Source organism: Actinomadura nitritigenes (assembly GCF_017573545.1).
Lineage (GTDB): Bacteria > Actinomycetota > Actinomycetes > Streptosporangiales > Streptosporangiaceae > Spirillospora > Spirillospora nitritigenes.
This window is the reverse complement of record NZ_JAGEOK010000009.1, coordinates 186,384-206,783: the sequence shown is the minus strand read 5'-3', so window position 1 is coordinate 206,783 and position 20,400 is coordinate 186,384. Positions and strand designations below refer to the sequence as shown.

21 protein-coding genes and 1 tRNA gene are annotated in these 20,400 nt (G+C 70.4%); 12 read left to right on the top strand and 10 right to left on the bottom strand.

All coding sequences use genetic code 11. The features are described from left to right. Together J4557_RS15930 and J4557_RS15925 are read right to left on the bottom strand one after the other, a co-directional pair. A complete protein-coding gene (locus tag J4557_RS15930) occupies nt 1–831 on the bottom strand; it encodes an oxygenase MpaB family protein (RefSeq protein WP_208267307.1) in 831 nt (276 codons plus the stop codon). Nucleotides 832–933: 102 nt separating this feature from the next. Then, on the bottom strand, nt 934–1,665 hold the full coding sequence (locus J4557_RS15925) for an isocitrate lyase/PEP mutase family protein (protein ID WP_208267306.1): 732 nt from the start codon (nt 1,663–1,665) through the stop codon (nt 934–936). A gap of 168 nt (nt 1,666–1,833) precedes the next feature. Here J4557_RS15925 and J4557_RS15920 point away from each other — a divergent pair, with 168 nt between their 5' ends. Both J4557_RS15920 and J4557_RS15915 read left to right on the top strand, forming a co-directional pair. Further along, nucleotides 1,834–2,862 (top strand): alpha/beta hydrolase, encoded by a 1,029-nt coding sequence (locus tag J4557_RS15920; protein ID WP_208267305.1) that lies wholly within the window; start codon nt 1,834–1,836, stop codon nt 2,860–2,862. A gap of 484 nt (nt 2,863–3,346) precedes the next feature. Further along, the gene (locus J4557_RS15915; protein ID WP_208267304.1) at nt 3,347–3,565 is read left to right on the top strand and encodes a DUF2277 domain-containing protein; all 219 of its coding nucleotides are present in this window, start codon (nt 3,347–3,349) and stop codon (nt 3,563–3,565) included. A gap of 30 nt (nt 3,566–3,595) precedes the next feature. Here the strand turns inward: J4557_RS15915 and J4557_RS15910 are convergent, their stop codons facing one another. The 3 genes from J4557_RS15910 to J4557_RS15900 all read right to left on the bottom strand — a co-directional run bounded on the left by J4557_RS15910 (nt 3,596) and on the right by J4557_RS15900 (nt 7,055). Continuing rightward, complete coding sequence (locus J4557_RS15910; RefSeq protein ID WP_208267303.1) at nt 3,596–4,213, bottom strand: hypothetical protein; 618 nt, start codon at nt 4,211–4,213, stop codon at nt 3,596–3,598. A 91-nt stretch (nt 4,214–4,304) separates the two neighbouring features. Beyond that, the gene (locus J4557_RS15905; RefSeq protein ID WP_208267302.1) at nt 4,305–5,324 is read right to left on the bottom strand and encodes an aspartate-semialdehyde dehydrogenase; all 1,020 of its coding nucleotides are present in this window, start codon (nt 5,322–5,324) and stop codon (nt 4,305–4,307) included. 174 nt (nt 5,325–5,498) lie between these two features. Continuing rightward, on the bottom strand, nt 5,499–7,055 hold the full coding sequence (locus J4557_RS15900; protein ID WP_208267301.1) for a type IV secretory system conjugative DNA transfer family protein: 1,557 nt from the start codon (nt 7,053–7,055) through the stop codon (nt 5,499–5,501). 519 nt (nt 7,056–7,574) lie between these two features. On the opposite strand from J4557_RS15900, the gene J4557_RS15895 reads away from it, so the two are divergent. Both J4557_RS15895 and J4557_RS15890 read left to right on the top strand, forming a co-directional pair. Continuing rightward, complete coding sequence (locus tag J4557_RS15895; protein ID WP_208267300.1) at nt 7,575–7,778, top strand: RNA-dependent RNA polymerase family protein; 204 nt, start codon at nt 7,575–7,577, stop codon at nt 7,776–7,778. Then, a complete protein-coding gene (locus tag J4557_RS15890; RefSeq protein ID WP_208267299.1) occupies nt 7,775–8,200 on the top strand; it encodes a group II intron maturase-specific domain-containing protein in 426 nt (141 codons plus the stop codon). Before J4557_RS15895 ends, J4557_RS15890 begins: the two co-directional genes overlap by 4 nt. Nucleotides 8,201–8,416: 216 nt before the next feature. Here the strand turns inward: J4557_RS15890 and J4557_RS51665 are convergent, their stop codons facing one another. The 3 genes from J4557_RS51665 to J4557_RS15875 all read right to left on the bottom strand — a co-directional run bounded on the left by J4557_RS51665 (nt 8,417) and on the right by J4557_RS15875 (nt 11,639). Further along, the gene (locus tag J4557_RS51665) at nt 8,417–10,336 is read right to left on the bottom strand and encodes a class I SAM-dependent methyltransferase (RefSeq protein ID WP_208267298.1); all 1,920 of its coding nucleotides are present in this window, start codon (nt 10,334–10,336) and stop codon (nt 8,417–8,419) included. A gap of 211 nt (nt 10,337–10,547) precedes the next feature. After that, nucleotides 10,548–10,871 carry a hypothetical protein gene (locus J4557_RS15880; protein ID WP_208267297.1) on the bottom strand — a complete coding sequence of 108 codons (324 nt, stop codon included), beginning with the start codon at nt 10,869–10,871 and terminating at the stop codon, nt 10,548–10,550. Nucleotides 10,872–10,982: 111 nt separating this feature from the next. Then, nucleotides 10,983–11,639, bottom strand: a complete 657-nt coding sequence (locus J4557_RS15875; RefSeq protein WP_208267296.1) for a transposase — start codon at nt 11,637–11,639, stop codon at nt 10,983–10,985. 208 nt (nt 11,640–11,847) lie between these two features. Between J4557_RS15875 and J4557_RS15870 the strand changes: the two genes are divergently transcribed. The 5 genes from J4557_RS15870 to J4557_RS15850 all read left to right on the top strand — a co-directional run bounded on the left by J4557_RS15870 (nt 11,848) and on the right by J4557_RS15850 (nt 15,148). Next, the gene (locus J4557_RS15870) at nt 11,848–12,180 is read left to right on the top strand and encodes a hypothetical protein (protein ID WP_208267295.1); all 333 of its coding nucleotides are present in this window, start codon (nt 11,848–11,850) and stop codon (nt 12,178–12,180) included. Beyond that, entirely contained in the window at nt 12,138–12,764 is a 627-nt protein-coding gene (locus tag J4557_RS15865) for an SCO2523 family variant P-loop protein (RefSeq protein WP_208267294.1), read from the top strand. The genes J4557_RS15870 and J4557_RS15865 overlap by 43 nt, the downstream gene beginning before the upstream one ends. After that, the gene (locus J4557_RS15860; protein ID WP_208267293.1) at nt 12,761–13,921 is read left to right on the top strand and encodes an SCO2522 family protein; all 1,161 of its coding nucleotides are present in this window, start codon (nt 12,761–12,763) and stop codon (nt 13,919–13,921) included. Before J4557_RS15865 ends, J4557_RS15860 begins: the two co-directional genes overlap by 4 nt. Next, nucleotides 13,918–14,736 carry an SCO2521 family protein gene (locus J4557_RS15855; RefSeq protein WP_208267292.1) on the top strand — a complete coding sequence of 273 codons (819 nt, stop codon included), beginning with the start codon at nt 13,918–13,920 and terminating at the stop codon, nt 14,734–14,736. Before J4557_RS15860 ends, J4557_RS15855 begins: the two co-directional genes overlap by 4 nt. A 94-nt stretch (nt 14,737–14,830) precedes the next feature. Beyond that, nucleotides 14,831–15,148: a PspC domain-containing protein gene (locus tag J4557_RS15850; RefSeq protein ID WP_243775822.1), complete on the top strand. Its 318-nt coding sequence runs from the start codon at nt 14,831–14,833 to the stop codon at nt 15,146–15,148. Nucleotides 15,149–15,186: 38 nt separating this feature from the next. Here J4557_RS15850 and J4557_RS15845 read toward each other — a convergent pair whose 3' ends face one another. Continuing rightward, nucleotides 15,187–16,521: an MFS transporter gene (locus J4557_RS15845; RefSeq protein WP_208267291.1), complete on the bottom strand. Its 1,335-nt coding sequence runs from the start codon at nt 16,519–16,521 to the stop codon at nt 15,187–15,189. 111 nt (nt 16,522–16,632) lie between these two features. Then, nucleotides 16,633–16,974, bottom strand: a complete 342-nt coding sequence (locus J4557_RS15840) for a metallopeptidase family protein (protein ID WP_208267290.1) — start codon at nt 16,972–16,974, stop codon at nt 16,633–16,635. Nucleotides 16,975–17,005: 31 nt separating this feature from the next. On the opposite strand from J4557_RS15840, the gene J4557_RS15835 reads away from it, so the two are divergent. The 3 genes from J4557_RS15835 to J4557_RS15825 all read left to right on the top strand — a co-directional run bounded on the left by J4557_RS15835 (nt 17,006) and on the right by J4557_RS15825 (nt 19,833). Continuing rightward, nucleotides 17,006–18,634 (top strand): metallophosphoesterase family protein, encoded by a 1,629-nt coding sequence (locus tag J4557_RS15835; RefSeq protein WP_243775821.1) that lies wholly within the window; start codon nt 17,006–17,008, stop codon nt 18,632–18,634. 73 nt (nt 18,635–18,707) lie between these two features. After that, nucleotides 18,708–18,780, top strand: a tRNA-Glu gene (locus J4557_RS15830). A gap of 438 nt (nt 18,781–19,218) precedes the next feature. Next, nucleotides 19,219–19,833, top strand: coding sequence for an MBL fold metallo-hydrolase (locus J4557_RS15825; RefSeq protein WP_208267288.1), 615 nt, complete (start codon nt 19,219–19,221; stop codon nt 19,831–19,833). Nucleotides 19,834–20,400: the final 567 nt, after the last annotated feature.

Here is a 20,400-nt window from a genome sequence, read left to right as displayed (position 1 = left end):
TCAGACGATCGGGCGGTTCCTCCGGATGCGGCGGCGGACGTCCCACAGGTAGACGTTGAAGGGGAACGCGCGGAGGGGCCGGGGCATGGCGCGGTTCGTGGCCGCCATCAGCCGGGCGAAGCGGTCGAAGCGGGCCTGGTCGCGCGGCGTCCAGGGGTAGCCGAGCTCGTCGCGGAAGGGGGCCGGCAGGAACCCGAGGGTGAGGAAGCGGTGCAGCCGGCCGAGCGTCCAGTGCACGGGGGCGGGCAGGAACCGCAGGTCGGTGAGGTCGCGGAGGTAGCCGCGGGTGACGTCGTCCATCTCGATCCGCCCGAGGGACTCCGTCCAGTACTCCTCGAAGGCGGCGCGGTCGGCGGGCCACATGTCCTCGGTCATCTGGAGGGTGGTGCCGAAGCGGGCGCCGTGCCGGTACAGCGCGTCGAGCTGCTCGGGGCCCGGGTCGCCGTAGAGCATCGTGTAGATCATCTCGGTGCCCCAGTAGAGGCACGCGGCGACCCAGAGCTGGAGGTCGCGGTCGAAGGCGTTGTACGGGACGGGCTCCTTCGCGCGGACGTGCTTGTGGGCGCGGTTGACCTCGCGGCGCATGGCGAGGCGCTCGTCCTCGTCGCCGAGCATCGCGACGGCGATGTAGCTGAGGGTGGTGCGCCCGCGCTTGACCGGGTGCTTGTCGACGCGGCCGCTCTCCACGGTGCTCTCGGCGACGCCGTGCCCGACCGGCAGGCGCGACAGCTGCATGACGACGTTCGCGGCGGCGGCGGACAGGGCCATGCCGGATATCGCGTCGAGGACTATCGTCGGGGGACGCTCCGTGGACGTGGCGGTCGCGGTCATCCGGCCCTCACTCCTGGTACAGAGAAGCGAATTCCGTATCACTGTGCCATCTGTAAGCAAGCACTTGCAAGGGCGCCCGGCGAACCGGACGCCCCCGCCCGGTCAGGCGTACGGATCCTCCTTCCGCAGCACGCGCCCCGAGAACTCCTTGAGCGCGTCCAGCGCCCGCATGTACGGCACCGGCCCGAACGACACGCGCGCGGCCCCGGCCTCCGCCACCTCGGCGAGCGACCCTCCCGGGAAGACGTTCACGTTCACCGGCCCCGGAATGCCCTCGACCAGCGCCCTCACCGTGTCCGGCGGCGCGGTGATCGGGTAGACGCAGTCCGCGCCCGCCTCGATGTAGAGCCGCCCGCGGGCGATCGCGGCGTCCACCGGGTCCGCGACCCCGCCGACGAACGTGTCGGCCCGCGCGTTGATCACCAGGGCGTCGCCCGCCGCGGCGCGGACCGCGGCCAGGTACTCGGCCTGCTTCTCCGGCTCGGCCAGCTTCCCGGCGTAGGTGTCCTCCAGGTTGCAGCCCGCGGCGCCGATCGCGAGCAGGCGCTCCACCAGCTCCTCCGGCGGCAGCCCGTACCCGGCCTCGGCGTCCACCGTCACCGGGACGGACGCGGCCCGGATCACCCGCCCGGCCGCGGCGAACATCTCGTCCGCCGGCGCGCCCTCGTGGTCGGGGTAGCCCAGCATCGCGCAGATCGCCGCGCTCGCGGTGGCGAGGGCGGGGAACCCCGCCTCCTGGACGATCTCGGCGCTCGCCGCGTCCCACACGTTCGGCAGCAGCAGCGGATCGCCGGGGCGGTGCAGGTCGCGCAACCGGGCGGCGTTCTCCGGCATCTGTCTCTCCTTCCGTCACGATCGATCATCATGGGGACCGGATCGGGACGCCTTTCGTGACACATGCCCCGTCCGGCCGGTCCGGCACATGACCGGACGGTATCCGCGACCCTAGGGCCTGGGTTAGCGTCGGGATGATCGAGTGGCCCGTGACACGAGGGAGTGCGCATGCTGCCGTGGTCCGCCGACTTCGCCGGACGCCTTGAGGAGCACGTCGTCAGCAGCGAGCTGCTGCGCGGCAACCCGCTGAAGGACCCGCACGAACGCCCGCTGCTGGTGTACGTCCCGCCGGGCTACGACGACGAGCCGGACCGCCGCTACCCGTCCGTGTACGTGATCACCGGGTTCACCGGGCACGTCGGGATCTGGCGGAACCGGATGCCGTACCGGCAGCCGTTCCCCGAGACCGCCGACGCCGTGTTCGCCTCCGGCGAGGCCCCGCCCGCGATCGTGGTGTTCGTCGACGCGTGGACGGCGCACGGCGGCAGCCAGTACGTCGACTCCCCCGGCACCGGCAGGTACCACTCGTACATCTGCGACGAGGTCGTCCCGTGGGTGGACGCCCGCTACCGGACCCTCGACGCGCCGGAGCACCGGGCGATCAGCGGCAAGTCCAGCGGCGGCTACGGCGCGATGATCACGCCGATGCTGCGCCCGGACCTGTTCGGCGCGCTCGCCACCCACGCCGGGGACGCCCTGTTCGAGTACTGCTACCTGCCCGAGTTCCCCAAGTGCGTGCGCCACCTGCGCAAGTACGGCGGCGACATCATGCGCTGGTGGGACGACTTCAACGCGCGGGTCTCGTTCACCAAGCCCGAGGACATGGAGCTGCTGAACGTCCTCGGCATGGCCGTCTGCTACTCCGCCCTGCCCGACGGCACGCCGGAGCTGCCGTTCGACCCGGTGACGGGCGTCCTGCGCCCGGACGTCTGGGACCGCTGGCTCGCCTGGGACCCCGTCCGGATGGTGCCCGGCCACGCCGCCGCGATGCGCTCCCAGCGGGCGATCTGGATCGACGGCGGCACCCGCGACGAATGGTTCCTGGACATCGGCGCCGAGGCGTTCCACCGCGCGCTGCTGGACGCCGGGGTGTCCTCGGACGCGATCCACTTCGAGCTGTTCGACGCGGGCCACGGCGGCATCGACTACCGCTACCCGCTCGCGCTCGCCTGGCTCTGCCGGCGCATCGCGCCCTGACGTCCCGACCAGCACGAACGGCGTGCCCACCCCACCGGGGGGCACGCCGTTCGTGCTGGTCGGGCGGGCTTTTCAGTGTTTTCAGAGGGGCCGTTGACCGGGATTGAAAATCCAGTGGCCCATGGATTCGTTGACACCGGCCACCCGTCCGGCGAACCTTTGGGCAGTCCACCGAGAACGTCCGCACACCCCCGCGCGACGCCTTCGACGACGGACGCTCGCGGATGCGGCCGTCCCCGCCCGGCCGTATCCGCGCCGCCGCATCCGGTGGCCGCCCGGCCGCGCCGGGCCGGCCGCCGGCGGGCGCGCGGGACGGGATCTCGGCCCGTCCCGCGCGCCGCCGCCCCGCGGACCCGCCCCCCGCCGGGCCCCGGCGCCCCACCTCTGCTGGGCGCCGGGGCCCCGAAAGCCCCCCGGGCCGCCGGGCGCCGTCCCGTGCCGTCAGGGGTGCGGTTCTGTCGGTGGCGCGGGTCACAATGGACGCATGTGCCGCAGTATCAAGACGCTCCGCCCGCCGTTCAGCGAGGACGTGACCGACGAGGACGTCCGGGCGGCCGCGCTCCAGTACGTCCGCAAGATCTCCGGGTTCCGCGCCCCCGCGGCCCACAACGCCGAGGCGTTCGACCGCGCCGTGGAGGAGATCGCCCGCTCCACCGCGGCGCTCCTCGACTCCCTGGAGGTCAGGGGCCGCCGCGCGGGCTAGCCGCCCGTCCCGCGCGGCCGGGGACGCCGGTCAGTTGTGGCAGTCCTGGCCGGCGAGGTCCAGCGCGAGGGACGTGACGCGGCCGCCCGACAGCAGCAGGCTGTAGACGGCCTTCGGGTTGCCGGGGACGGGGGCGGACGAGCCGTTCACGCCGCGCGCCACCCTCGGGTAGGCGTGCTGGACCTGCGCCAGCGTGGAGCCGACGCCGATGCCCTGCGGGGTACGCATGCCCCCGACCGCGAAGATCGTCGCGATGCCGAGGCGCGGGGAGTAGTAGACGCCGGCCGAGCCCTTCGGCGTGCGGTGCGTCCGCAGGTCGTACCCGGAGCAGCCGGTCGCGCCCGCGCGCACCTTCCCGATGAGCAGGCCGCTGCCGCGCAGCTGCCGGGCCGTCATCCCGAGCCGGAGCGGCCCGTAGCCGAGGGGGCCGAGGGTCGCCGGCCGGTTCTGCGCGCCGGGCCTGCGCGGCGCGGGCGGCCGGCCGCCGCCACCGCCGAGGTTCGGGGTGCTGGTCGCGCCGATCGCGGGCGCCGACACCTCGGCCGTCCCGGCGCCCTTGACGTCCCCGCCGCCACCGCCGCCCCCGCAGCCGGCCAGCAGCAGCGCCCCCGCCGCCGTTCCCGCCGTCACGATCGCCGAACGCCTCATCCGGACTCCCCCAAGAACCGATCACGTGCCGGCCCATCAGACGGGGCCGCCACGTGATCGGTTCAGTTTGCCCGGAATGCGGGATTTGTGGCTACTCTGCGGCGACCAGCTCCGCGATCTGGACGGCGTTCAGCGCGGCGCCCTTGCGCAGGTTGTCGCCTGAGCAGAACAGCGCCAGCCCGTTCTCCACGGTCTCGTCGCGGCGGATCCGGCCGACGTAGGTCGGGTCCTGCCCGGCGGCCTGCAGCGGCGTCGGCACGTCCGCCAGCACCACGCCGGGCGCGCCGGACAGCAGCTCGCTGGCCCGCTCCGGCCCGATCGGACGCTCGAACCGCGCGTTGATCTGCAGCGAGTGCCCGGTGAACACCGGCACCCGCACGCAGGTCCCCGACACCTTCAGGTCCGGGATCTCCAGGATCTTGCGGCTCTCGTTGCGGAGCTTCTGCTCCTCGTCGGTCTCGGCGAGCCCGTCGTCCACGATCGAGCCGGCCATCGGCAGCACGTTGAACGCGATCGGCCGCACGTACACCTGCGGGTCGGGGAACTCCACCGCCGAGCCGTCGTGGGTGAGCCGGTCGGCGTTCTCGACGACCTTGCGCGCCTGCTCGTGCAGCTCCGACACGCCCGCGAGGCCGCTGCCCGACACCGCCTGGTAGGTCGAGACGACCAGCGCGGCCAGCCCCGCCTCGGCGTGCAGCGGCCGCAGCACCGGCATCGCCGCCATCGTCGTGCAGTTCGGGTTCGCGATGATCCCCTTCGGGCGGTCCGTCGCCGCGTGCGGGTTGACCTCGGCCACCACCAGCGGGACGTCCGGGTCCATCCGCCAGGCGGACGAGTTGTCGATCACGACCGCGCCCGCCGCGGCGACCTTCGGCGCCAGCTCCTTCGACGAGCCCTTCCCCGCGGAGAACAGCACGATGTCGAGGCCCGCGTAGTCGGCGGCCGCCGCGTCCTCGACGGTGATCTCGGTGTCGCCCCAGGGCAGCTTCCGCCCGGCCGAACGGGCCGAGGCGAACAGCCGCAGCTCGTCCACGGGGAATCCGCGTTCCGCCAGCATGCGGCGCATCACGCCCCCGACCTGGCCGGTGGCCCCGACGATCCCGATCCTCATGCCGCTCCCTCTGCTCGTCCTGCCGTTACGTCCCGCTACCTGGGGCGACGAGTCTGCCGAGGCCCGGCCGGGGACGTCCAGTCATTAACCCTTCACACCGACTTTAAGCGGCGCTCAACCGAGAAGTGAACGCAGGCACCCGGTCGGGGCGCCGCGCCCGCCGGCGCCGCCGGGTCACCAGACGGGCGTCGGGTCCTCCTCGTCCGGCGTGATCGCGATGGGAGCGGTGCGGGCGGCCGGCCACCGGTCCGCGGCGCGTCTCCGGATCATCTCCTCGACCGCGTGCCTGCCCGCGAGGATGTCGTCCCGGTCCGCCCGCTTCCACCACGGGGTGAGCCACATCTCGACGGGACGGGCCGTGCCCGCGACGAGGGCGGCTCGCCCGAAGGACAGGGTCCGGATCTCCTCGGGGTGCAGTGCCGGCCTCCCTCCTTGCCCGCCCACCAGCTCGGAGAGCTCGGCGAGATCCGCGGCGCTGCCGCCACCACCGGCGATGACACGGAACGTGGAGTTGTCCCACAGCTCGGCGGCCCGCGGTCCCCATTCGGCGCGCGCGTCCGCCATCGAGGTCAGGTAGGTGTGCACGCCGATGCCGTAGCCGCCGGAGTCCCCCACGTACGTGGGCAGCTCGGGCAGCGGGCAGATGTCCGTCACCTGGTTCAGCTCGAAGGTCAGGGGCGGGTCGAGGCGGCCGGTCGACTGGATCCTCGCCGCACGCCGGGCCAGCGCGAAGAACTCCTCGACCATGTCGGCGACGACCGGCGCGATGCTCCCGTGCTCGTTGTGCTGCTTGGTGATGAAGTACATGGTGTTGCGGCCCTTGAGGAACTCGTTGAAGTCCAACCTCTCACCGGGAGGCGGCGAGAGATCGTCGAGGACCCGCGGGATCGAGAAGCAGCTCATGACCTGCATCACGCCGGACCAGAGACGCTCGTCCCGCCTGTTGAACTCCAGCTGCGCCGCATAACCCGGTGCGCCCCTGCCTTCGCTTTCGGCCTCGCGCAGGATGTCCACCGCCTCGTCGGCGTTGGCCTCGTAGGCCCAGCGCACCACCTCCCGGATGGTGAGACCGCCGACCGCGCCCGCGTGCAGCAGGCAGCGGACGATGGTGGTCACTCCGGCGACCACCCGGCCCCCCTCCTTCTCCATCCTGAAGCCGCAGGCCCAGACGAGCGCGCCGGATCTGATCCCGACCACGTTCGCGTCCTCGCATCCCTCCAGGTAGTGCCAGCGCACCCGGTGCGGCCACCCCGTCCAGTCGTAGGGGTCGAACACGTACACCCGGCCGTGCTGCGCCCGCACCATGGCGGTGTTGACGAACGTCTCCCGCCGGGTGGACGTGACGATGACCGGGCCCGGGGCGTCGATGGTGAACGGCGTGACGAAGTGCACGTCCTTGCCCTGCCGCGGGGCGGCGACGACGACGACCGACTCGTCGGCGGACGCGTACAGCTTCCGGCGGGACCTGATGTCCCGTCCGATGCAGAAGCCGACGTCCTCGGGCCTCACCTCGCGCCTGGGCCGGTTCGCGAAAGACGGGCGGACAAGGCCCGCCTTACTCTGAACGGTCCGCGCGCTCAGCAGCCTGCGGACCTCCCAGCCGGACGCGAAGCCGAGCCGCAATCGCCGGAAGGTCCGGCGACGGCGCGCGTTCAGGAGCAGCCGTACCACGAAATAGCCGGCCGCCGACACGAAAGCGGCGATCACGACCAGCAAGGCGACCGGCACCATGGTGGCTCCTCACTTCTCCGGCAGGGAGACCTCGAACGGCCGCTCACCTGTGGGCGACATCTCTTGATGTTCCGAATTGTCCGCAGAAGGGCGGGGGCGGCCACCACCTCGTTCCATGGAACTCGCCGGCACGCGCGACGACTTCGCCTTGCCGACGGGCGGTCGCGACGGACAGTCCTCTGGTGGCTCCCGAGCCGTGCCGCCCGGAAAGCATTTCCGAACCCCGGTCGTGATCCTCGCGGATCCCGGGAGAAACGAAGGGACATCGATGCGCGAGTTCAAGCGAGAGCGGCGGCCCGTACCGATCACCACGGCGCCGCCCGCCGCCCGTGATCGTGAGCGACACGGCGAACACGAAACGTCGATTTCACCGAGCACGCGCCGGAACGAAGATGACCTTCTGTTCGGGATCATGGGAGTTCTCACGCTTCCAGCATCCCCGGGTCCTGCGCGGATCGGTCAGGCCCTCCAGGCCATCCAGCAGAGACGGGACCGCGCGGGCATGCGAAACTGACACCGATGACCTTCTTGTTCGGGTGGGACCGCGCCTGCCAGGCGGTGGTCCTCAACGCGCTGGAGCCCGAGCCGCGCGGCTACGGCTTCCGGCCCGGCCGCGGGTGCCATGATGCGACCGAAGCGATCTTCGGGGTCTGCAAGGGCAAGCGACCCAAGCGGGCCTGGATCGTGGATGCCGACTTTACGGAGCGAACGCGCCTGCGGTGATCGGGAAACTCAACCCGGTCCTGCGCGGCTGGGCGGCCTACCACCGGACAGCGGGGTCCAAGCAGACGTTCGCCTCCATCGACCACACCCTGTGGTGGACGTTGACGAGGTGGGCCAAGCATCGGCACAAGAACAAGTCGCCGGCATGGATCACCGAACGCTACCTCGGCAAGTTCCATCCGGCCAGGAACGACCGCTGGGTCTTCGGAGACCGGGAAACCGGCGCCTACATGACCAAGCTGGCCTGGACGCCGATCAAGAGGCACCAGATGGTGGATGGGGCAGCGTCACCCGACGACCCCGACCTCACCACCTACTGGGCACTGAGACGGCACCGACACCTTCCGCCGAACACCGCTGACCCAGCGCCCACACTCCGCACGCAAGGAAAACGTTCCACCCGCCCATCGGGGCTTGCTTGAGCCGTGTGCCGTGACAAGTGGCACGCACGGTTCTGAGGGGCCCGGCACGGCAACGTGCCGGGGCTACCCGGCGGCGCGGCCAAGGCGGCAGGCCGCAAGATCCATCTGCTCGCGGCCCTCGACCACGCCACGAGACCGCTCCAATTGCCGGCAGCTGGTCGCCGCGACATTGCAAGCACTTTGCGGGCCACCCCACCGATAACTGAGGCTCACGGATTACTTGTTGTTTCCGTGCTGGGCTATGACCACCATCATCTTCTGGTACCCGTCTCGAGCTTTGAGCATCGTCTGTTCGACGACAGAGAGGCTGAATGTCAGGCCGGCGTCCCGGTACGCCTGAACAATCTCCTCCACGGAGAGTTCTACAGCGGGATAATGAGTCCCCTCGCCAGCTTGGTATCCTCGCGAACCCACCATGTGAGCGGCGATGATTATCCCGCCCGGCCGGACAGTTGTGGCCAAGTTTCGGGTCGCTAGCCAGAATTCTTGCCGGGAACTGGTTATGGATTCCGTGACAAAATATGAGCTCACGATATCATAGCGACTCTTGGGCAGGGCGAACACAGAGCCGAGCATGGAGTTCCCAAGTTCACATACTCGCTCAAGGCAGCCCAAATATTGGTCACCCGCGGTACCGATCATCAACTCCTCGAACTTATTCCATATCCCCCCACTCCTCTCCTCTGGAGTTTGCGCGATCGTGGCCTGCACATACGAGCGATTCGACGAGCTGTACTCGATCAGGTCAATCGCCCCGTCGTCAGTCAGGTAAGGTGCGAGGATCATCGCCGGATACAGATTTGGGCCTGATCCGATATCTGCCACCAGCTTCGCATCCTTGAACGGAATATTCAGCTGGGCCAGCTGGTCCGTGACGATATTGATGATAGTGCGATCTTCTGGAAGAATACGAGTTCCATAATTGCGGGTGACGTATTCATCCGAATCGAACTGTTCCCAACTGCTCTCCCGGTCGTGAGATACCAAGAGTCGGCGTGCCTGCTCGGCCAACAATTCACAGATGACATACACGATAACTTCGGGCGAGAGTCGCTCACTGTCGTAGAACAGATTGTGATATCGGTCTTGAGTAACGATCTCCATCGCCCGCACCAGTGCGTATGTCTTATCCTGCTGGCTTTGGAAATACCGGTCCAGCATCATAACGTGTTGCATCTCCCGGCTGGCCGGGTGGAAGTGGCTGGCGGCCTCCATGGCGTGACAGGTGGGCCGTCCCTGTCGCTTGACCAGGACGCCTCGACGGCGGAATTCTCGTCTCCGGTTGTTAGAGAGAAGTGCAAGTCTTTCGATGAAACTCTCAGATGGATAGAAGATCACATCGCCATTGGGCAACGTATCGACGTCTCCCGCACGACTCTGCCTCAGCCGCTGCACCAACTCGTCTACCGCAGGCGGCAGCTCGCTTTCCCGGATGAAGATGTAGTTCTTACCCGGACGATCATCCGGTTTGATCGCACCGAAATCTCGGAAGATGTCAGCTATCGCGACCACGTAGCGATCGCGCTCCTCCTGGGTAAGTTCCCGGCCAGGGATATAACTTGTCAGATCGTCAATGAGGGCGACGCAGCGGACATTTTCGCAATCCGCGAAGACGTCACGAAAGATTCCAGCGAGTAGTAGCCCGATCTGTTCATCCGCGGGAAGCCGCTCTGCCCGGATGTCCAACCCGTCGGCGGTAAGATGATTGGCGGCGTAAGGTCCAACAGTTTCGATACCGATGACGGATGCCCCACTGGTCGCCGTCCTGAGAATGTCATCCAACCAGGCATAGGAAATGTCGATTCCCAGCTTGGCGAGTTCCTCGTAGTCGTCTTCCCCCAGGGCATGAAGAACATGCCGGACCACCATCGATTGGAGTTCCAGGCGATTCCTATATTCTGCGGCGTAGGATTCAAGCCGTTCGAGTACACCTTCACAGCGTTCGCGGAGTATATGATCGCTCTTCTCAGAACGCACCCGATTCAGCGGCGAATATTTCACCTGCGGTCGAAAGGTCAGGGAGTGCGCGAGCATCGCCAAGTGCTCTTTAGAGTACTCGCCATGGGTTCCGTTGCGAACCGCGGTTCGGCCGCTAGTCAGAAGGGCGTCGGCCTGCATTTCGATATCTGTGGTCACGTGGTGCCTTTCTCGTTGCATTGTGTTACTTCCAGCAAATTCACAGCCACGAAACCGGACGTCCTAAGCCATATTTTCCGCTGCCTTTGTCGGGACACAGGGGCATCTGGCACGGGGCACACAACGGCTTTCTGGTCCTGTACGTTCAGGAACCTACTAGGACTGTCCGGCGCGAGCGTTTGGTGGCAACACCACCTGAGAGGGAGCTTCGTTAGGGCTTGTCTGGATTGATGGCGAATGAGCCGGGTTCGGGTTCGGTGAGGATGTCGCGTCCGACCAGGCGCTTGAGTTCGGCGCGCATGGCTTCGACGTGCCGGGGTTCGGTGCCGGTGTGCAGGGCCTGGCGCAGGTCTTCGGCCCGTAGCGCGCCGGTGGTGCGGATGAAGACGGCCAGGATGTCGCGGTAGGCGGGCGGGAGCGTGTCGATGTGCCCGGTGGTGTCGTCGGGTTCGGTTCCGGTGATCTCCTGCAGGGTCCGGCGGGTGAGGGCGAGCCGGTCCCCGTGTTGCCGGGCGTGGTCGAGTTGCTCGGTCATCTCGGTGATGGCCGCCTGTAGCCGGTCGATTTCGGCCCGCGCGTCGTGCTCGCATTGCTCCAGGTAGGCCGGCAGTTCGCTCGGGACGCGGGGGCGGCCGGACCGGGCTCATCACGCCGCCGGGGCGGCGGCCGCGGGCCGCCAGGTGGGTGTGGCGGTGCGGGTGAGGCGGCGGGTCATGTTGGCCGTCATCGCCCGGTAGACGCGGGACTCGGCGGTGGCCGGCGAGCGTTCGTAGTCGCGGACCAGGCGCCGGTGCCACATCAGGGTGCCGAAGACCTGCTCGGCGATCCACCGCTTGGGGATCGGCGCGAACCCCCGGACGTCGGGGTCGCGGTGCACGGTCTGCACCTCGATGCCCAGCGCGGTGCCGTGGTCGGCGACGGCGTTCTTGAACCCGGCGTCCACCCACGCGGTGGTGACCGAGGGGTTGTCGATGGCGACCTTGTCCAGCAGATCGATGCCGATGGCGTTGTCGTGCACGCTCGCGGCGGTCACCGTCACCGCGATCACCAGCCCGAGCGCGTCGGAGGCGATCCCGCGCTTGCGGCCGCGGGAGCTCCTGCCGGCGTCCAGTCCGGTGGTGGCGGCGGGGACGCCGGCGGCGGAGTGCACGGTCCGGGTGTCCATGCTGGTGGCGGTGGGGTCCTCGGCACGGCCGACGGCCTCGCGGACCTGGCGGCGCAGCAGGTCGTGGAGGGTCTGGTCGGTGCCGTCGTCGCGCCAGGCGGCGAAGTAGTAGGCCGGCCTGATCGAGGAGATCGACATCGACCGGATCGACATAGACGGGAAGCCGCTCCGCGAGGGCTACAGCGGCATGCTCCTCGTCCGGGGCACGACGGCAAGGGGGGAAGGGCACCGATGAAGATCGAGCCTCGGCGGCGACCGCCGCGGGTCCCGTGCGCGGCGGGCCGTGCCACCGTCGAGCGGGGCCCGCTCTCGCCGGCTCGCCGCGATGCCGGGAGGGCGGCCTGACGTGCTCGTCATCGCGACCTCCGACAAGGGGGGCACGGGGCGCTCGGTGACCGGCGGCAACGTCGCCTACCGCCGGTCCCTGCGCGGCAGCGACGTCTGCTATCTCGACTTCGACTTCGGATCGCCCACGGCGGGCGCGGTCTTCGGCGTCGAGCGGGCCGCCCGCGGCATCGACGGCGGCAGCCTGCACTCCTTCCTCCAGGGCAGGATCGCCGAGCCGGACCGCATCGACGTCTGGCGCGACTCCGACCAGGAGGGCCTGGGGCGCGTCCGCCGGGCGCGGGCCGGCTGGTGCTGCTCCCCGGTGACCGCGGCGGCGGCGAGTTCGCTCTGACCCGCGATGCCCTGGAGCGGTGCACCAAGCTCCTCATCCGGTTGCAGGAGGAGTTCGACCTGTGCCTGATCGACCTGTCCGCGGGGCGTTCGCACGCCGCGGAGATGGTCCTCACGGCGACCGCCCAGCCCGAACTCCGCCCGCTCGAGACGCGCTGGCTGGTCTTCCACCGCTGGACCCGGCAGAACATCCTGGCGGCGGCCGGCCTCGTCTACGGCGACCGCGGCCTGATCCGGGGAGGAGTCGAGCGCGGCCACCGGGAGGACGAGCTCGCCGGGTCGATCCGGTTCGTCCGGACCGGGATGGTCGACCCCGAATCCGCGGAACCGGCCGGGTTCCCGCCGGCGCACGCGGCGTGGCTGCACGACCACCACCGCGCCCTGGAGGAGCTGGCGCGCCGCAACCGGCTCGACCGCACGACCGTCCTGGCCAGCGTTCCGCTCGAACCGGCGCTGCAGATGCGCGAGCAGCTGATCTCCGACCAGGACGTCCGGGCCGGGCGGATCGCCAACGCCGAGACGACCGAGGCGTTCGATCGGCTCGCGCAGAAGCTGGTGGACCCGACCGCGTGGGAGCGGCCGTGACGGCGCCCCGCATGACGCTCGCAGGGGCGGCCGCAGGGGCGGCCGCGCCCTCGGCCGGCGCGGAGCCCGAGGGGCTGACCACGACGTTCACCGAGCTCGACGCGGAGCGACGGCTCGCCGGGGTGCCGCTGTCGCACGTGTCGATCGAGCTCGGGCACCTCTACGCCGAGGACTTCGAGCGCGGTCCGGCCTACCTCCGCGACCAGTTCGAGCGGGTACGGCCCTGGGCCGATGCGCTGCGGTCGGCGTACGAGCGGCGCCACCCCGGCCGCCGCCCCCGGATCAGCACCTGCTTCCTCATCGACGACTACTTCACCCGCTTCGGTGACCCCGCGGAGGTGATCGGTGAGCTGACGGCCGCCGCCGCCGGCTGCGCCCTGCGCATCGACTACCTGGCGCGCGAGTCCGGGTGCGCCGTCGCCGGAGAGGTGCCGCCGGCCGAGATCGTCGAACGGCGGCTCGTGCCGGACCCGCTGCCGGGCACCGACGGCTCCCGTCCGCCGCTGCAGGAGGTGGGCTGGTTGTGCAACGGCGAGCGCTCGGCGGCCGCCTCCGCCGACGAGGCCATGCGCAGGCCCGCGCCGTGGCGGCCGCCGCGCGAGAACACCGCCCGGCAGCACTCGATCTTCGTGGACGTGGAGCTCTGGAGCGAGCGGCCCGGCGGCCGCAGGCTCTGGTCGTGCGCGTTCCTGGCCGCGGTCTGGCAGCTGCTCCGGCTGGGCCTTCTCCGGTACGACGGCGCGGCGGTCGCCACCCCGGTGACCTGGGAGGGAGACCTGCCCGCCGACTGGGATGAGATGCCGCCGATCCTCCAGCCGAACCCGGCCGCCCGGCCGTTCAGCGCCTACCGGACCATGTCCGTGCTCGATCCCCGCTTCCTGCCGGTCGAGGAGGCGGTCCGCACCATCCTCGGGCAGGTGGCCATCGACGAGGAGGTGCTGCGGCAGATCACCGACCGCGGCTCCGCCGAATCCATCGAGATGCGCGCCGCCCCCGCCCCGGGCGGGATCGTGATGGGCGTGGTCCGCACCGGGCTGCTGCTCAACTCCGCCGCGGCGACCCGTGCCGATGTCCGCGCGGCGCTGGCGATCCTCCCCGGTGAGCGGGTGCGCACCTTCGAGCGCCCCGTCCCGCACGCGGTCTCACCGACGTCGTGACCGGCGTCGACTGCGAGCTGGCGACCCGGTCCGGGCGCGGGGTGCGGGCCGTCGGCACGGTGCTGGCGCGGGCGTCGATCACCGGCGGCCGGGTGCTCCAGGGGGCGGCGTTCACCCACGCCGCCGGCGGCTCGGGCGAGCACCGGCAGCCGTGGTCGCACTACCTCTCGCGGCCCGGTTCGGTCGAGACGATCGGGAAGGCCGACTGGGCCGACGCGGCCGCGGGCTTCCTCGCCCCGGCCGCGGCCCCCCGGGGGATCGACCTCGGGTCCGTCTGCGACCAGCTCCTGGACACGGTGCAGCGGTCCGGCCGGTTCGACCGCCGGCCGCCGTTCCGCGCCGCCCGCACGACCCTGCGCTGGGTGCTGGAACCGGCGGCGGCCGGCGGCGGCGAACGCGTCGAGTTCACCGTCGGTGACGGGACGGACCGGCTGGTCCGGCTCACGCTGCGGTCCCCCGACCGGGCCGCGGTCGCCGGATGGTGCGAGGACGTGGCGCTGCACGACTGGCCGCTGACCACGGTGACCGAGATGATCTCGCGCGGCCGTCTCGGCGAGGGACCGCACTCCCAGGTGATCGACCGGATCCGGCCGGCGGTCGACCACCTCCTGCACCTGTGGATGCCGGGCGTCCGGGCGGATCACTCGCTCATGCCGCTATGGACGGATCTCGACAAGAAGGTCAGGTTCCAGCAGCACTGGCAGAACTCGATCGACCGCATTCGCGATCAACTCGCGCTGCACACCCTGACTCTCCTCGCCTCGACGGCCGGCGACCGGGAGGATGCGGCGGGGCACCGGAGCACCCTCGCGTGAGCGCGACGGCATCCGGGACGCCAGGGGTGGACTCAGGGACGAATCAGGGCGGTTCCGGATGTCGCGTCGCCGCCAGGATGGGCATCATCGAAGCATGGACATGAACAAGGGCACCACCGAACGGCGGCTCCGCCGCACCCGCGACGGGCGCATGCTCGCGGGCGTCTGCTCGGGCGCCGCCGAGTTCCTCGGCGTCGACGCCAACATCGTCCGGCTCGTCCTCGCCGTCTTCACCGTCTTCGGCGGCGCGGGCGTGGCCCTCTACGTGATCGCCTGGCTGCTGATCCCCGACGAGGGCGCCACGACGTCCATCGCCGAGGACCTGTTCAAGAAGGCGCAGGACAACCCGAACGTCCAGGACGCCGTCCAGCGCACCAAGGACGCCGTCAACAAGAACCGCACGCACGCCTGAGCACCAGGGGCGACCGGGCCTCAGGGGCCGCCTGAGCGTCAGGGGGCGGGTGCGGAGCGGCGGATGCCGGGGAGGTCCTCGTCGTGGGACGCGGCCACCTCCACGGAGTCGGCCGGCTCGGACATGCCGGAGATCACGCCGCCGCGGATCTGGTTCCAGGACAGCGACAGCATCGCGGCGACCGACAGCCCGAGGACGCCCGCGAGCGCCACCACCGTCTGCGGGCCGAGGACCTGCGTCACGGCACCGGCGGCGAGGATGCCGAGGCCCTGCCCGGCGAGGATGCCGGACTGGGCGAGGCCGAACGCCTGGCCGCGGCCGGACGGCGGCACCGCCGCGACGAACGCCGCGTTCGCCGCTAGCTGGTACGCGCTGCCCATCCCGGACAGCGCCCACAGCGCCACGACGCCCCACAGCGGCGGGTGGACGCCGGCGCCGACCAGCGGCAGGCACGCGGCCATCGACATCCATCCCATGAGCCGCAGCCGGTTCGTCGGGCGGACGAACCGGCTGAACAGGAACGCCCCCAACACCATTCCGGTCGGCATCGCCGACATCAGCAGCCCCACCGTCACCGCGCTGCCGCCGAACGTCGCCGCGTACGGCGCCGCCAGCCCCTCCGGGACGATGTAGAACGCGCACAGCCACGCGAACAGCACCAGCGACCGCAGCACCGGGTCGCCGAACACGAGCCGCGCCCCGTCCCGCGTCCCGCGCAGCAGGCCGAGCGACTCCCGCTCCCGCTCCTTCGGCGCGGCGCGCGGCCGCAGCCCGCCCACCAGGATCACCGCGGACAGGCCGAACGTCAGCGCGTCGATGGCGAGCGCCTCCCGGGACCCGACCGCCAGCACGATCGCGCCTCCGGCCAGGGACCCGAGCATCTGCGTGGCCTGATGGGTCATGTTGTTGATCGCGGACCCCGCCACGTACCGGTCGCCCTCCAGCACGTCCGGCAGCACCGCCGCGCGCGCGGCGGTGAACGGGGCGCCCAGCAGCACGGTCGCGAACACCAGCAGGCACAGCCCCGCGAACGGCGTCTCGACCAGCGCCATCAGCGCCATCAGGCACGCCCGCAGCACATCGCAGACGATCATCACGGTGCGGCGCGGGAACAGGTCGGCCAGCCCCGACAGCACGGGACCGCCCACGATCGGCGGCAGGTACGTCAGCGCGTAGGTGACGGCCGTCAGCAGCGCCGAGTCCGTGCGGTGGTACACCAGCACGGCCAGCGCGACCTGCGCCAGCTGGTCCCCGACGAACGACAGCGCCTGCGCCAGCCAGAGGGCACGGAACTCACCTACCGCGAACACCTCGCGGTAGGTGGCCTGCTCCTCCGCCGGGCGCCGATGCCGGCCCGTCTGCCTTCCCGCCACGCACGCTCCAGTTGGCTCGTCCAGGGGTGGACGACCCTCCTATTAACTCACGCTGCGTGGCAGTTATGTGACCTACCGTGCCCAAATATTGAAACCTGTCGCCGCCGAACGTCAGTACCCCAGGTCGTGGAGCCGACGGTCATCGATCCCGAAATGATGCGCGATCTCGTGAATCACCGTGATCCGCACCTCTTCCACGACGTCCTCCTCGGAGTCGCAGATCCGCAGGATCTCCCGGCGGTAGATGGAGATGTGATCGGGCAGGACGGCCCCGTACCAGTCGCCGCGCTCCGTGAGGGGTACGCCTTGGTAAAGGCCCAGCAGGCCGCGCTCGGGTGCGTCATCCTCGACCACGACGACGACGTTGCGCATCTGGGCCGCCAGCTCGGCCGGGATGGTGTCGAGGGCCTCGCCGACCAGGTCCTCGAACGCCTCCCGCGACATCTCGATCACAGTGCCATTCTGCTCGACAGAAGGAGGATCGTTGCCGTTCCGGACCGCCCTCGCCGCCCGGATCACCGACCTCGCCGCCCGGATCGCCGCCCTCGCCGCCCGCCTGCCCCGCGCCGCCCGCAGCCGCTGGGCCCGCGTCGCCCTCACCATCGCCATCGGCCTGGCCGGCGGCTACGTCGGGCTCCTCGTCGGCGGCCGCACCGTCACGCCCGTCGGCCCCGCGAACGTCCAGCTCGTCCTGCACCCCTCCCTGCACGGCGGCACCACCCTCGAACTGCCGCCGCTCGGCGCCGTCCACCTCGACACCCACGCCGGCCCCGTCTCCGTCGAGGCCCACCTCACCGACGTCCGGCCCGACCAGGCGCAGAAGCTCATCGAGGACGACTCGCAGCTCGACCGCGTCACCGACCAGATCGCCGACCAGATCCGGCACGGCGTGACCGTCCTGCTGATCCGCGCGGTCGTGCTCGCCCTGGTCTTCGCGTTCCTCGCCGCGCTGATCCTGTTCCGGTCCTGGCGGCGCGCCGTCGCCGCCCTCGGCGCGTCCGCCGCTGGCGTGGTCGCCGTCGCCCTGCTCGCCTGGACGACGTTCAACCCCGACTCCATCGCCGAGCCCCGCTACACCGGCCTGCTCGCCAACGCCCCGCAGGTCGTCGGCGACGCCCAGAGCGTCTTCACCCGCTTCTCCACCTACCGCGCCAACCTCGCCCGCCTCGTCGGCAACGCCTCCAAGCTCTACGCCGCGACCTCGACGCTCCCGACCTACGAGCCGGACCCGTCCACCATCCGCGTCGTGGACGTCTCCGACATCCACCTGAACCCCACCGCGTGGAACGTCGTCAAGTCCGTCAGCACCCAGTTCCACGCCACCTTCATCATCGACACCGGCGACCTCATGGACCACGGCAGCAAGCCCGAGGACAAGTTCGCCGACTCGATCTCCGACCTGAAGATCCCGTACGTCTACATCCGCGGCAACCACGACTCCAAGGGCAGCCAGCGGGCCGTCGCCAGGCAGAAGAACGCGATCGTCCTCGACGACCAGACCCGCGAGGTCGGCGGCCTGCGCCTCTACGGCGTCGGCGACCCCCGCTTCACCCCGGACAAGAGCACCCGCGACGACTTCGTCGGCGCCGACCAGGTCCGCGCCGAGGGTCAGGTCCTCGCCGACCGGCTCCGCAGGTCCGGCACCACGCCGGACGTCGTCCTCACCCACGACCCCGCCGAAGGCGAGGCGTTCTCGGGCCTCACCCCCCTGATCCTCTCCGGCCACCTGCACGCCCGCGAGACGAAGCTGCTCCCCACCGGCACCCGCCTGTTCGTCCAGGGCTCCACCGGCGGCGCCGGGCTGCGCGGCCTCGAACACGAGCAGCCGACCCCCATCGAGCTGTCCGTCCTCTACTTCAACCGCGCCTCGCACCGCCTCCAGGGCTGGGACGACCTGCAGCTCGGCGGCCTCGGCCTCACCTCCGCCAAGATCGAGCGCCACCTCGAACCCGACCCGAACCGCGCCATCAGGCCGCAGCCCCCGGCCACCGCCCCGCCCGCGTCCCCGACCTCCCCGTTCCCGTCGAGGTTCCCGTCCGACTGGCCGTCCCGCAGCCCGTCCCCCACCTCGTCGCCCACGTCGTCGCCGTCCCCCACCCGCGAACGCGGCTAACCGTTTGCGCGCCGCCCCGCCCCGTCCTCTACACTTGACCGGGTCGAGTGGCAACCATCTCTGCCACCACCGGGCCCCCTTCGTCTAGCGGCCTAGGACGCCGCCCTTTCAAGGCGGTAGCGCCGGTTCGAATCCGGTAGGGGGTACACACAGCCTGGGCGCTCGCCCCCGGCGACGCCGCCCAGCGTTCGGGCGACTCATATATCTGCCGTGGCTGAGGCGACGGCGATCTCCTGGAGTATCTGGTTCTGCTCATACCCTTCGGGCATGCAGCAGGCGGCGTGCCCGGCGGCCATCCGCAACCGTCCGCCTGGCGGCCGCTGTCGTGCTGAGACACCCCTCGACACGGGCAGGATGACTGACGCCCAGCATGCCTTCCGATCCATTGCCCGCCCGGCTATCTAGGGCACCGCGGCGTCCCTGGCCGTCCCTGGCCGTCCCTGGCCGTCTGAAGATCCGCTCGCCCAGCCCGCTCCGCGCAGGCCACGGATCCGGGACGGGAGTTCGCGGCGACGGCCTGGACCGGGAGACCGCTTTCCCTCCGAGCAAGCGGTGCTTTTCGGGTCGGCCGATATGGTGATCCGGTGAAATTGACGAATTTCGGGCACGCTTGTGTGCGCGTCCAGGACGGCGACCGGGTGCTGGTGATCGACCCGGGTACCTTCTCCGACGCGGAGGCGGCGCTGTCCGAAGCCACGGACGTGCTCGTCTCCCACGAGCACCCCGACCACATCGACGTCGAAACGCTCAAGGCCGCTCAGGCGAGCAACCCGGCACTGACCGTCCACACCCATGCGGCGCTGGCCGCCGAGCTCGGCCCGGGGGCGGTCCCGGTCGCCGCCGGCGAGACCTTCACCGCCGCCGGCTTCACCGTGAAGGCCGTGGGCGGCGTTCACGCCGAGGTCATCGACGGACTGCCCGGCTGCCCGAACCTCGGGTTCATCGTGGACGGCCTCTACCACCCGGGAGACTCCTTCTTCGTCCCCACCGACGAGGTCGACACCCTACTGGTCCCGGCATCCGGCCCTTGGGTGAAGATCGGCGATGCCATCACCTTCGTCCGCGGCGTCCGGCCGGCACGGGCGTTCCCGATCCACGACATCCAGCTCAGCACGATCGGCCTCGAGTACTTCGACGAGTGGCTCGAGGAGGAGACCGACTACGCCCGTATTCCGGTGGGCGATTCCGCCGATCTCTAGTACGGCAGCGCATTCGGTTAGGTGAGCTGCGGCTATGCGTGCCGGGGTGGCGGCACGCTCGCCGTTTGGCTGCTGGCGAGCCGGCGCGTAAAACGAGTTCCGGTATCGGCGCGTGGTCCGGCCGCCCACGGCTGGGCCGAGGATCGGCGGTGGACGCTTGAGCGGGTCGCTGAGGTGATCCGCCGTCTGTTCGGAATCGGCCACACCCGGCCGGGGGGCGCCGCTGCTGCGCCGCAACGGCCGGCCGGTGCAGGTCCCCGGACGCCGCGCGATCGAACGCGATGACCAGGCCGACGAGGTACGGAAAAGGGGTGGTCGACTTCCTGGCCACCGACCTGGAGCATCTCGCGGCATGCGTAGGCGGCGTAAAAGGCGCCCGGCTCATGGACCAATGGCGCTCCCGAGTCCGCGGAAGAGAAGGGCCGCGGACCTTGGCATGGTACGCAGACGCTCACGCCGCACGGGACGCAAACGGCCTGTGACCAGCGAACTCAGGTCGGAATTCGCTCATTCTCGAAGGGAATCAGGGTGCCATCCGGCGAGCCGGGCGAACCCGTGTAACCTTGA